The organism is Micromonospora sp. WMMD1082 (genome assembly GCF_029626175.1).
Classification (GTDB): Bacteria; Actinomycetota; Actinomycetes; order Mycobacteriales; family Micromonosporaceae; genus Micromonospora.
Map to the genome: position 1 here is coordinate 6,711,698 of NZ_JARUBM010000002.1, position 12,317 is coordinate 6,724,014.

At 70.7% G+C, this 12,317-nt stretch carries 12 protein-coding genes; 7 read left to right on the plus strand and 5 right to left on the minus strand.

Annotated elements, in window-relative coordinates:
* The first annotated feature begins 126 nt into the window (after nt 1-126).
* A complete protein-coding gene (locus tag O7615_RS30870) occupies nt 127-1,338 on the plus strand; it encodes a S8 family peptidase (RefSeq protein ID WP_278181318.1) in 1,212 nt (403 codons plus the stop codon).
* 118 nt (nt 1,339-1,456) lie between these two features.
* On the opposite strand, the gene O7615_RS30875 is transcribed toward O7615_RS30870, so the two are convergent.
* Entirely contained in the window at nt 1,457-2,014 is a 558-nt protein-coding gene (locus O7615_RS30875; protein WP_278181319.1) for a hypothetical protein, read from the minus strand.
* Nucleotides 2,015-2,221: 207 nt separating this feature from the next.
* Here O7615_RS30875 and O7615_RS30880 point away from each other — a divergent pair, with 207 nt between their 5' ends.
* Genes O7615_RS30880 through O7615_RS30900 form a run of 5 tightly spaced genes read left to right on the plus strand, consistent with a single transcriptional unit; the run spans nt 2,222 to nt 7,986 of the window.
* Nucleotides 2,222-3,268: a LacI family DNA-binding transcriptional regulator gene (locus O7615_RS30880; protein WP_278181320.1), complete on the plus strand. Its 1,047-nt coding sequence runs from the start codon at nt 2,222-2,224 to the stop codon at nt 3,266-3,268.
* A gap of 36 nt (nt 3,269-3,304) precedes the next feature.
* Entirely contained in the window at nt 3,305-4,900 is a 1,596-nt protein-coding gene (locus tag O7615_RS30885; RefSeq protein ID WP_278181321.1) for an FAD-dependent oxidoreductase, read from the plus strand.
* Nucleotides 4,901-4,920: 20 nt separating this feature from the next.
* Nucleotides 4,921-6,198: a sugar ABC transporter substrate-binding protein gene (locus O7615_RS30890; RefSeq protein WP_278181322.1), complete on the plus strand. Its 1,278-nt coding sequence runs from the start codon at nt 4,921-4,923 to the stop codon at nt 6,196-6,198.
* Between the two features lie 8 nt (nt 6,199-6,206).
* Complete coding sequence (locus O7615_RS30895) at nt 6,207-7,154, plus strand: sugar ABC transporter permease (protein ID WP_278181323.1); 948 nt, start codon at nt 6,207-6,209, stop codon at nt 7,152-7,154.
* Nucleotides 7,144-7,986, plus strand: a complete 843-nt coding sequence (locus O7615_RS30900) for a carbohydrate ABC transporter permease (protein ID WP_278181324.1) — start codon at nt 7,144-7,146, stop codon at nt 7,984-7,986. The genes O7615_RS30895 and O7615_RS30900 overlap by 11 nt, the downstream gene beginning before the upstream one ends.
* 10 nt (nt 7,987-7,996) lie before the next feature.
* Here the strand turns inward: O7615_RS30900 and O7615_RS30905 are convergent, their stop codons facing one another.
* Nucleotides 7,997-9,004 (minus strand): hypothetical protein, encoded by a 1,008-nt coding sequence (locus O7615_RS30905; protein ID WP_278181325.1) that lies wholly within the window; start codon nt 9,002-9,004, stop codon nt 7,997-7,999.
* A gap of 114 nt (nt 9,005-9,118) precedes the next feature.
* The gene (locus O7615_RS30910; protein WP_278181326.1) at nt 9,119-9,832 is read right to left on the minus strand and encodes a TetR/AcrR family transcriptional regulator C-terminal domain-containing protein; all 714 of its coding nucleotides are present in this window, start codon (nt 9,830-9,832) and stop codon (nt 9,119-9,121) included.
* Between the two features lie 114 nt (nt 9,833-9,946).
* Here O7615_RS30910 and O7615_RS30915 point away from each other — a divergent pair, with 114 nt between their 5' ends.
* Nucleotides 9,947-10,930 (plus strand): NAD(P)-dependent alcohol dehydrogenase, encoded by a 984-nt coding sequence (locus O7615_RS30915; protein ID WP_278181327.1) that lies wholly within the window; start codon nt 9,947-9,949, stop codon nt 10,928-10,930.
* 377 nt (nt 10,931-11,307) lie between these two features.
* On the opposite strand, the gene O7615_RS30920 is transcribed toward O7615_RS30915, so the two are convergent.
* Both O7615_RS30920 and O7615_RS30925 read right to left on the minus strand, forming a co-directional pair.
* Complete coding sequence (locus O7615_RS30920) at nt 11,308-11,946, minus strand: nitroreductase family protein (protein ID WP_278181328.1); 639 nt, start codon at nt 11,944-11,946, stop codon at nt 11,308-11,310.
* The gene (locus tag O7615_RS30925; RefSeq protein WP_278181329.1) at nt 11,928-12,146 is read right to left on the minus strand and encodes a nucleotidyltransferase domain-containing protein; all 219 of its coding nucleotides are present in this window, start codon (nt 12,144-12,146) and stop codon (nt 11,928-11,930) included. Before O7615_RS30925 ends, O7615_RS30920 begins: the two co-directional genes overlap by 19 nt.
* Nucleotides 12,147-12,317: the final 171 nt, after the last annotated feature.

Genomic DNA, 12,317 nt, shown 5'->3' on the forward strand with positions numbered 1-12,317 from the left:
TCCCTAACGTCCATATCGCACCGGATCCGGTGCACCACAAGGGCTCCCGGGATTGTCCATCCACAATGGAGTCATGCCCGGAGCGCGCCGGTCGCCGCGGTGGCCGGTTCAGGAAGGAGCAGCCCAGTGAGGCTCACCCCACACGTCACCCGCCGTCGGCTCGGCGCCCTGGGCGCCGCCACGCTCGCGGGCGCGCTACTCGCCACCGCCGGGGTCAACCCGGCGGCGGCGACCCCGGCGACCGGCACGGTCCTCGGTGCCGACCTGCCCACCGCCGTCGCGGGCGGCTACATCGTCGTGCTCAAGGACGGGCAGCAGCTCGACCGGAGCCGGGCGGAGGGTCTCGCCACCCGCTACGGCGGCCGGGTCGACCGGGTCTACGGGCGGACCGTCAACGGCTACTCCGCCACCCTCACCGAGCGGGCGGCCCGTCGGCTGGCCGCCGACCCCGCCGTCGCCTACGTCGAGCAGGACCAGCGGGTGCAGGCGCTCGCCACACAGGCGAACCCGCCGTCCTGGGGGCTCGACCGGATCGACCAGCGGAACCTGCCGCTGAACCAGTCGTTCACCTACGGGCCGAGCAACGGGGTCCGGATCTACGTGGTCGACACCGGCGTACGGATCACCCACCAGGACTTCGGCGGCCGGGCCGTGCACGGCTACGACGCGGTCGACAACGACTACAACACCGACGACGGCAACGGGCACGGCACCTTCGTGGCGTCGGTGGCCGCCGGCACCGCGTACGGGGTGGCGAAGAACGCCACCATCGTCGGCGTTCGGGTGCTCAACAACAGCGGTTCCGGCACCACGGCCGGAGTCATCGCCGGCGTCGACTGGGTCACCGCCAACGCGACCCGACCCGCCGTGGCCAACCTGAGCCTCGGCGGCGGTGCCAGCGCCACCCTCGACGCCGCGGTCCGCCGGTCGATCAACGCCGGCATCACGTACACCATCGCGGCGGGCAACTCCGGCGTCCCGGCCACCGGTACCTCACCGGCACGGGTCACCGAGGCACTGACCGTCGGCGCCACCGACCGCACCGACACCCGTCCCACCTGGTCGAACTACGGCACCGCGCTCGACCTCTTCGCGCCGGGTGTCTCGATCACCGCCGCCTGGCGGACCAGCAACACCGCCACGTACACCGGCAGCGGCACGTCGTTCTCCGCACCGCACGTGGCCGGGGCCGCCGCCATCTACCTGCGGAACAACCCGACGGCGAGCCCCGCGACGGTGAACGCGGCCATCGTCGCGGCGGCCACCCCGAACGTGGTCGTCAACCCCGGAGCCGGGTCACCCAACCGCCTGCTCTACATCGGCACCTTCGGAAGCTGAGCCGCAGCGGCACCCAGCACCACGACCGTCCGCGCCGGCACTCGGCGCGGGCGGTTCGCTGTCCATCCGGGCCGGCGGGCATCCCGTTCGGACGGACGGTGCGACGCCGGAGCGGAGGTCAGGCGGGGACGATCTCGCCGTGGACGAGCGTGAGGTCCGGGAACTCGTATCGCTCCCGCATGGCGTCGGCCAACCCCACGCCCACCTGGCCGACCACCAACCTGACCCCGGAGCCATCTGCGCGTGCCGCCACCGCCCCGACGGCCACTCCCCGCGCCCGCCAGTACGGGATGTCCGCCACGATGCTGCTCGACACCTGGTCGAGGACGGTGCGCGGATGTCGCGCGTCGGCGAAGACGAGTCGGAGTTCCGGGTGTCGCACGCGCAGACGTGTGTCGAGGCGGCCCACTCCCGGCACCGGCACGCGGTGGATCACCAGCGCCGTTCCGTCGACGGTCACGCCGGCGTACGAGGTGGTGGGGTAGGTGTGTTCGGCGTCCCGGATGAGCAGGTCCCGTGGTGGTTCACCGGCAGCCGCGGGCGGCGCGGTCAGGAGTTCCCGAGTGTGCGCCGGGCCCGGCTCCGGTTGCCCGAGATCCTCGGCCGCCGGTCCGGCGCAGGTGGCCGCCGCCGCTACGGCACCGGCGGCGACCAGACCGATTCGTCGCGTCAGCATGGCGACGCTCAGCATAGTGCGGGACGGCCGTCGGGTCGGCGCGGTGCGTCGGCCGCCGCGACCGCGCCGATCGCTAATCCGCATTAGTTCAGGGGTTTCATCGATCCGAAATCTGGCGTCACACTCTTGACATCGACGGGCCGGCCGGCGAGGCTCCTTCCAACCCCGAGCGCTAATACGCATTAGCAGCACCGGAAGGACCCCACCGTGCCCCCTGCACCCCGACGCGTCACGCAGCGTGACATCGCGCGGTTGGCCGGCGTCAGTCAGGCGACCGTGTCGCTGGTGCTCAACAACCGCGCCGACGCCGACGTGCGGATCGCCCCCGAGACCCGGGAGCGGGTGCTGCGGGTGATCGCCGAGACCGGCTACGCCGCCGACCCGGTCGCGCGCCGGCTCGCCGCACGGTTCAACCGGATCATCGGCGTCTTCACCTACGAGCCGGCCTTCCCCAGCCGCAGCCGGGACTTCTTCCACCCCTTTCTGCTGGGCATCGAGGAGTACGCCGAGCGGGTCGGCTGCGACCTGCTGCTGTTCACCAGCGCACCGGTGGTCGACGGCCGGCGACGGATCTTCCACCGGGACAACCGGCTGCGCCTGGCCGACGGATGCATCCTGCTCGGACGCGAGATCGACGGTGCGGAACTGCTCCGGCTCAACCGCGACGGATACCCGTACGTCGCGGTCGGCCGGCGTGACGACGCCGGAGGTCCGGTGCCCTACGTCGGCACCGACTACGCCGCCGCCGTGGGTCAGCTCGTCGGCCTGGCGCTGCGACGCGGCCACCGCCGCCTGGCCTACCTGGGCGTCGACGCGACCGCCGAGTCCTCCGCGGACCGGCGGCGTGGCTTCGACGTCGCCGCGACGGACGCGGAGGCCGCCCGCCACCTGGCGACGCCGGCCCGCGACGCCGACACGATCCTCGACGAGCTGCTCGCCGACGGCAGCACCGTCGTCTTCGTGGAGGACTTCGCCACCGCCGTGGCGCTGGAGTCGGCCGCCCGCCGACGCGGGCTGGCCGTGCCCGGTGGCCTGTCGATCCTGACCCTCGGCGACCCGACCGTGCCGGTCCCCACCGACGTCGCCTTCACCGGGTTCCGCATCCCGCGCGAGGAGATGGGCCGGCAGTCGGTCGAGGTGCTCACCGGCGTCATCGACGGCAGCGCCGCCGGCGTCCAGCAACGACTCCTGCCCTGCGAACTCGTCGAGGGCGACACCCTCGGTGCCCCCGATCCGGCGGTCGACCGCCGGTAGGCGGACCGCGCGACTGGAAGGAAGCAAGTGGTACAGATGCGTGCCGACGTCCTCATCGTCGGGGGCGGGCTGGGCGGGGTCGCCGCCGCGCTCGCCGCGGCCCGGGCCGGCCGGTCGGTCATCCTGACCGAGGAGTTCGACTGGCTCGGCGGGCAACTCACCAGCCAGGGCGTCCCGCCGGACGAGCACTCCTGGATCGAGCGGTTCGGCGCCACCGCCAGTTACCGGGCGCTGCGTGACGGCATCCGCGACTACTACCGCCGCCACTACCCGCTCACCGAACGCTCCCGGCGGTGGGCCGATCTCAACCCGGGCGCCGGCTGGGTCAGCCGGATCTGCCACGAGCCACGGGTCGCCGTCGCCGTGCTCGACCAGATGCTCGCCCCGTACCGCGGCTCGGGCCGGCTGCGGGTGCTCCAGCCGTACCGGCCGGTCGCCGCCGACACCGACGGGGACCGGGTCACCGGTGTCACGCTGGCGCACCGGGACCGCGACGACCGGATCGACGTCACCGCGCCGTACGTCCTGGACGCCACCGAGACCGGGGAGCTGCTGCCGCTGACCGGCACCGAGTACGTCACCGGGTTCGAGTCACAGGCGCAGACCGGCGAGCCCAGCGCGCCGGCCGAGGCGCAGCCGATGAACATGCAGGCCGTGTCGGTCTGCTTCGCGATCGACCACGTCGACGGCGATCACACCATCGACCGTCCCACCGGGTACGACTTCTGGCGCGACTACAAGCCCGACTTCTGGGGCGACCGGCTGCTGTCCTGGCGGTCGCCGCACCCCCGCACCCTGGAGATCGTCGAGCGGAGCTTCACCCCCAACCCGGACGACGACCCGTTGCGCGTCGACGCCGACCAGCGGGTCAACCCCGGTGACGGGAACCTGTGGACGTTCCGGCGGATCGCGGCCCGGCGCAACTTCACCGACGGCGCGTACGACAGTGACATCACCCTGGTCAACTGGCCGATGATCGACTACTTCGAAGGTCCGGTCATCGACGTGCCGAACGCGTCGTGGCACCTGGCCCAGGCGCGCGAACTGTCGTACTCGGTCCTGTACTGGTTGCAGACGGAGGCGCCGCGCCCGGACGGCGGCACCGGCTTTCCCGGGCTGCGGCTGCGCGGCGACGTGACCGGCAGCCGCGACGGCCTGGCCCAGGCGCCCTACATCCGGGAGTCCCGCCGGATCCGCGCCGAGTACACGGTCGCGGAGCAGGACCTCTCCCTCGCGGTGCGCGGTCACCACGGCGCGGTCCAGTACCCCGACTCGGTCGGCGTGGGGATGTACCGCATCGACCTGCACCCGTCGACCGGTGGCGACACCTACATCGACGTCGGCTCCTGTCCCTTCGAGATCCCGCTCGGCGCGCTGATCCCGCAGCGGATGGAGAACCTGCTGCCGGCCGGCAAGAACATCGGCACCACGCACATCACCAACGGCAGCTACCGGCTGCACCCGGTCGAGTGGAACGTCGGCGAGGTCGCCGGGCTGCTCGCCGACTTCTGTCTGGCGCGGGGCGAGTCCCCGCGCGCGGTCCGCAGCACCCCCCGGCTGCTGGCCGAGTTCACCGACCGGGTCTCGGCCGCCGGCGTCGAACGACGGTGGCCGCAGATCGCGGGCTACTGACCCCCGGTGAGGAGAAGATAATGAAACCAGGAAAGGGAATACGCGTTGTCGCCACGGCACTGACCGGCGTGCTCGCCATCTCCGCCTGTGGTGGCGGCGAGGCGGAGGACACCGGCCCGGCCAGCCTCCGGGTGACCGTCTGGTCGGCCAACGAGGCGCACCTGAAGCTGTTCAACGAGATCGCCGACGAGTACCGCCAGGGCAACCCCGACGTCACCGAGATCACCTTCGATCCGCTGCCGTTCGAGAACTACACCACGACGCTGACCACCCAGATCGCCGGCGGCAACGCCCCCGATCTGGCCTGGGTGTTCGAGAACTCCGCTCCCGACTTCGTCGCCTCCGGCGCGCTGCTGCCGCTGGACGACACGCTGACGAAGGCCGAGGGCTATCAGTACGACGATATCTCCCCGGCCACGCTCACGCTCTGGCAACACGACGACAAGCTGTACGCCTACCCCTTCTCCACCTCGCCGTTCGGCGTCTTCGTCAACACCGACCTGCTGAAGCGGGCCGGGCAGCAGACGCCCGCCGAGCTGATCGACGCCGGACGGTGGACCTGGGACGCCGCGTTGACCGCCGCGGGCGCCACCCAGGCCGCGACCGGCAAGGCCGGCCTGGTGATCCGCGACTTCGACTACAAGGGCTGGGACAACCTCTCCACCTACTGGACCGGATGGGGCGCCCAGGCGTGGAGCGAGGACGGCCGGACCTGCGGCTTCGCCAGCCCCGAGATGGTCGAGGCGATGACCACCCTGCACACCGCGATCTTCACCACCAGAGCGCTGCCCGGCCCGGGTACGACGGCGGACTTCTTCGCCGGTGACGCCGCCATGACGATCACCCAGATCTCCCGCGCCTCGCTGCTGGAGGACGGCTTCGCCTGGGACCTGGTCCCCCTGCCCGCCGGGCCGAAGGGACCGTACTCGGTGGTCGGGCAGGCCGGCATCGGGGTGCTGAAGAACAGCCCGCACGCCGACGTCGCCGCCGACTTCCTCGCCTTCCTCACCAACCCGACCAACTCGGCCAAGCTCGCCCAGTTCTTCCCGCCGCCGCGCCAGTCCCAGCTGACCGCGGAGACCCTCGCCAAGACGAACCCGAAGCTCACGCCGGAGCAGTTGCAGAAGGTCGTCATCGACGGCATCACCAACGGCGTGGTCAAGCCGAGCCACGCCGGGCAGGCCGAGATCAGCCAGCAGGTCCGTGCCGGGCTGGACCCGCTGTGGCAGGCCGACGCGGATGTCCAGGCCGTCCTGGCCGGGGTCTGCGACAAGATCCAGCCGTTGCTCGCGAAGTAGGGCGACGGATGACCCGTACGGACACCAGGGTGGGCCCGGTCGCGGCCGGACCCACCCTGGACCGGCCCCGACCGTTCTGGACCAGCCGCCGCCGCGACCAGCTCACCGGTTACCTGTTCATCGCTCCGCAGCTGCTCGGCAGCGCGGTCTTCGTGATCCTGCCGCTGGCCCTCGTCGTCTGGTACAGCCTGCACGAATGGAACGTGCTCGCCGGCACGTTCACCTTCGTCGGTGCCGACAACTACGCGGCCCTCGCGGACGACCCGAACCTCGGTGGGGTGCTGCGGGCCACCGGGCTGTTCTCCGTCGGCCTGGTGGTGTTCAATCTCGCCCTGGCGTTGCTACTGGCCGTCCTGCTGAACCAGCGGCTGCGGGGCACGACCCTGTTCCGCACCCTGTTCTTCTCCCCCGTCGTGGTGTCGCTGGTGGCCTGGACCATCGTGTGGGGTTTCCTGCTGCAGGACGACGGTGGCATCAACGGGCTGCTCGCCACGATCGGCGTCGACGGGCCGAACTGGCTGCGCGGCGAGGCCACCGCGATGCTCTCCGTCGTCGTCGTGCAGGTGTTCAAGAACGTCGGCCTGAACATGGTGCTGTTCCTGGCCGCCCTGCAGGGCGTGCCCGGCGTGTTGTACGAGGCCGCCGAGGTGGACGGGGCCGGCCGGCTGCGCCAGTTCTGGCGGATCACCGTTCCGCTGATCAGCCCGACGATCCTGCTCACCTCGATCATCACGGTGGTCGGTTCGCTACAGGTCTTCGCGCAGATCGCGGTGCTCACCCAGGGCGGGCCCGGCACCTCGACCACCGTGCTCGTCTACTACCTCTACCAGCAGGCGTTCCAGTTCCATCACTTCGGCTACGGCGCGACCCTGTCGATCGTGCTGTTCGGCATCGTCCTCGCCCTGACCGTGTTGCAGTGGCAGCTGCGCAGGAGGTGGGTCTTCCATGAGTCGTGACCTGTCGCCGCGGACCAGGCTGACGTTCTACGGGGTGCTGCTGGTGCTGGCGGTCCCGTTCGTCTTCCCGACCTGGTGGATGGTCACCTCGTCGCTGAAGCCGGTGGCGGACATCTTCGCCTTCCCGCCCCAGCTCCTGCCGGCCAACCCCCGGCTCGACGCCTACCAGCGGGTGTTCGAGTTGCAACCGTTCGCCCAGCAGTACCTGAACAGTCTCTACATCGCGCTGGTGGTCACCGTCGGCACGCTGGCGGTGTCGGCGTTGGCGGGCTACGCCTTCGCGCGGATCCGGTTCCGCGGCCAGAACGTGCTGTTCCTGGTCGTCCTCGCCGGCCTGCTCATCCCGAGCGAGGTCACGATCGTGCCGCTGTTCCAGATGTTCTTCCGGCTCGACCTGATCGACACCCACTGGCCGCTGATCCTGGTGCCGATCCTCGGCGCGCCGAGCGTGCTGGCGACGTTCATCATGCGGCAGTTCTTCCTCGCCCTCCCCGGCGAGCTGGAGGAGGCGGCCCGGGTCGACGGGCTGGGTCGCTTCGCCACCTTCTGGAAGATCGCCCTGCCGTTGTCCCGGCCCGCGCTGGGCGCGGTCGCCATCTTCACCTTCCTGCACAGTTGGAACCTCTACCTCGAACCGATCGTGTTCCTCTCCACCCCGGCGAAGTTCACCCTGCCCCAGGCGCTCACCCAGTTCGTCGACGCCTACGGCGGGCCGATGTGGAACGTCCAGCTCGCCGCGGCGTCGATGACCGCCCTACCGGTCCTGGTGGTCTTCGTCATCGCGCAGAAGCAGTTCGTCGAGGGCCTCGCCCCCACCGGCCTCAAGGGATGACGACGGCCCGCTAGACCGCGCGGGCCACGCAGATCCGGGCGTTGAGGCGGGGCCCCGCCTCGTAGAGCATGTACGACACGCCGCCGTCGGTGCCGAACGCGGGCGACGCCACCCGGCCGTTGTCCGACGCGATCGGCCGGTGGAACACGCCGAGATGGTTCTCCCGGTCGAAGTTGTTGCCGACCTCGGTCAGATACATGTTGCCGTTGTTGCCGTGATAGGCGAGATACGCGGTGCCGTTGCGCGTCAACAGGTGCGGCGCGGAGATGTCGGTGAGCCCGTCGCCGGCGGGGCTCACCAGCGGGTTCGGCGCGAACTGCCAGCCGCTCCAGCCGTTCGGCGACCAGCCCCAGAAGATCTTCCGGGTGCCCGGCCCGACCGTGTGGGCCCCCATGAACACCATCACGTAGCGGTTCCCCCGGCCCGCCACCGAGTGTTCGAAGACCCGCGCGTACGAGGTCTCGGTCGTGTTGGGCACCAGTCTCGTCGACAGGATCGGCGTCTCCTCGGTGAAGCGGACGCCGTCGGTCGAGCGGGCCACCCGGGTGGTGAAGTTCTCACCGTGGAAGTAGAGGTAGAACTGCCGGGTGGGCGCGTCCCAGACGACGTGCGGCGACGACACGTGGCTCACCGTCGTGGTGGGCAGCACCCGGTCGATGACGGGATTGCCGGCGTACTCGGTGTAGGGGCCTTCGAGCCGGTCGGCGTAGGCGAGGCAGATCCCGCCGGGCGCATCGTGCGGTGCGTAGTAGAGGTGGTAGCGGCCGAGGTAGCCGCTGATCTTGTCGTAGACACCGCGTACGCACGGGAAGATGAACTCGCCGGTCGGGTTGTAGCGCAACGGTCCGGCGAACGCGTCGCGCACGTATCGATAGGTGGGGAAGCCGGCCGGTCCGGCGAGGGCCGGCGCGGCCGTGGCGGCAAGGCCGAAGCCGGTGGTCGCGGTCGCCACACCGGCGGCCGCCGCGCCACGCAGCAGCGTGCGTCGGGAATAGGAGCCTTCAGGGGTACGGGTCATGGCGTTCCCTCCGTTCGGGGACGGGCGACGGGGGGTCGTTGATCGATGAGTGTGCGCGCGCCGTTCCGGGAGCGTCAAGACGCTAATACGGATTATCAGGGCGGACCCGGCGACTCACCCGGGTCGGCGCGACGATGTCCAGCGTTGCCGTTGCAGCCGTTCGATGCCGTCGAGCAGCAGGTCCAACGCGAACTCGAACTCGAACTGGTCGTCGCAGCCCTGCCCCACCACCGACTCGTCGTCGTGGGACGCCGCGGTGGCGATCTCCGCGAGGTGCGGGAAGTGGGCCGCGATCTCCGGCGGGAACCCGGCCGACGGGTCCGGGGTCACGCCGGAGCGGCCGGCGTCCCGGGAGGCGTCGAACAGTTCCTGGCTGAAGCCCAGGATCCGGCTGCCCATCACGTGCATCACGTGGTGGGCGAGGTCGGCGGAGAACCCGCCGGCCCGGAACGTTCCGACGATCGAGTCGAGGTACGCGAGGATGGCCGGCGTCGGCACGTTCCGCGACTCGATCGCCAGCGGCGCCCAGGGGTGGCGCCGGAGCATCTGCCGCGCCGAGAGGATGCGCCCGCGCACGGCCCGTTTCCAGTCGATGTCGGGCACCGGCGGGTCGATCTCACCGACGACCGTGTCGATCATGGCGGCGAGCAGTTCGTCCTTGTTGGCCACGTGCTTGTAGAGGGCCATCGGCACGACGCCGAGATCCTGGGCGAGGTTGCGCATGCTGAGCGACTCGATCCCGGTCTCGTCGGCGAGCGCGACGGCGGCGCGCAGGATCCGGTCCCTGCTCAGCGGCGCCCGGCGCAGCGTCTCTGCCTGCTCAGCCATCTCGGTCCTCGTCTCCCGTCAGCGATTGAAACCATAACCGCGTTGACAGGTGTACGGCGTACACCCATACTGCTCACATCAGGTGTACGCCGTACACCGCGAGGGGAGGACATGATGAAGGCGATCGTCCAGGACCGGTACGGCTCCCCGGAGACCCTCACGCTTGCCGACGTCGACCCGCCGGTGCCCGCCGCGGACGAGGTGCTCGTGCGGGTCGAGGCCGCCGCGCTCAACGCGTACGACTGGCATGCCATGCGCGGCGACCCGCGGATGGCACGGTTGGCGATGGGCCGCACGCGGCCCCGGGCGCGTATCCGCGGCCGCGACTTCGCCGGCCGGGTCGAGGCCGTCGGCGCCGACGTCCACGACGTCCGCCCGGGCGACGCCGTCTTCGGCGACCTCGGCGACGCCAACGGCGCCTTCGCCGAGTACGCCTGCCTGCCCGCGGCCCTGGTCGCGCCGAAGCCGGCGAACCTGACACCGCAGCAGGCGGCCGCCCTCCCGCTGGCCGGCATCACCGCGCTCATGGGGCTGCGCGACGTCGGGCAGGTCGAGCCCGGCCAGCGGGTCCTCATCAACGGCGCCTCCGGCGGCGTCGGCACCCTCGCCGTCCAGCTGGCCAAGGTGTTCGGCGCGACCGTGACCGCGGTGTGCCGCACCCGCAACGTCGACCTGGTCCGTTCCCTCGGCGCCGACCACGTCGTCGACTACACCCGCGACGACTTCACCCGCGACGCCCGCCGCCACGACGTCGTGTTCGACCTCGTCGGCAACCGCTCGCTCACCGCACTCCGGCGGGCGCTGACCCCGACCGGCACGCTGGTGCTCTCCGGCGGTGGCGTCTACCGGGGAGGCAGCCTCATCGGACCGATCGGGCTCATCGCACGCGGACGGCTGCTGGCACCCTTCACCCGGCAGCGCATCGTCATCCTCACCACCGCACCCAGCCGGCAACACCTCGACGCGCTTCGCGCCCACGCCGAGGCTGGCCGCCTCACCCCGGTCATCGACCGGACCTATCCGCTCCCCGAGGTCCCGCAGGCCATCCGGTACCTCGAAGGTGAACACGCCCGCGCCAAAGTGGTCATCACCATCTGACAGCGCGTGGGGCGAGAGTCGCCCCGCCGGTGCCCGTCGGGTGACCAGGACCGCGGTGCTCGCCGAGCCCTCGCCCGCGAGCCACGATCGTTACCTGGCGTAGTTTCGCCCTCAGCCGCCCACCCTCCACCCGCTTCCTTTGCTCTGCTTCAACCCACGCAACGATTACTATCCGCACCGATCGGCTCGCTGTGGCGCCGACTGAGGTGCCGCGTCAGTGCAGTTCAGGACCCATTGCGTGGGTTGAAGCAGAGCAAAGCGTGGAGATGTGGCACTGCATGGAGGGCGTCACCGTCACAAACAGTCACCTGACACGGGGTGACGTGTCCCTCGCACAGTTGCCCCGCCGCCTGCTCGCTCGGGCAGGTCCGCACGGCTCAGGTGGCGCCCCACTGTCCGCGGTGGATGACCGCGCTGGCGTCGCGGCGGCGAGCGGCGACGGTGGGGGTCTGTGGCGGCAGGTCGTCGGCGCGATAGCCGATACAGATGGCGCCGATCGGCGCGTACTCGTCGGGGATGGCGAACTCGGCCTTGAAGGCGGCCGTGTGCGCGGGGACATCGACGCCGGGGTCGGAATCCTCGCCCATCGTGGGCATGATGCCGAAGAAGCACGCACCCAGGCCCTCGTCGACGGCCGAGAGCAGCATCATCAGCGCGGCCATGCCCGTGTCGACGTACCAGTACGGCGCCGGCCATCGGGCCTCGGAGCGATCGGTCCAGCCCTTGTCGGCATCGGCGTACCGGGCGAGGTACGCGGCCTTGTGGGCCAGCGGCACGACCACGAGTGGCGCGTCCTGCATGGTGGGGGTCTGCGCGACCCGGGTGGGGACGAACGGCCAGAATCTGGCGCGGTCTTCCGGCTCGGTCAGGGCGAGGAAGGCCCAGCCCTGTGAGAAGCCGGCCGACGGTGCGCGTAGCGCGCTGGCCAGGATCCTCTCGATGACCTCGGAACTGAGCGGCCGGTCGGTGTAGTGCCGCACCATCCGACGACGACGGATCACCTCTGCGAACTCCATGCCACGGATCCTGCCACCGCCCCGGACAGCGGCCGGGTGGTGACCGCCACGATGTCGATGTCGCTTCGACTCTCCTGGTAATCGTCCAGGGCGACGGAGCCGACGAGGTGGAGGCCCGCCACCAGCCCCGGCAACTGCCGGTCCACCAATTCCAGATAGCGAGCAGTCACGTCCGTCACTGTCTGCGGCAGATCGACCATTCTCAGAGCCTAGGATGCGGGCGCCGAAATCCGCGCCAACGACGGCCGGCATCGCCTCGTCGTGCGCCGATCACTTCCGGAAGTCCTGGCCACAGCGGTGGTCTCGGCCATAGCATTCACGCGCTTGGGTCGCCTGGGGAGCGATACCAGGTACCCCACCACCGCCCATTT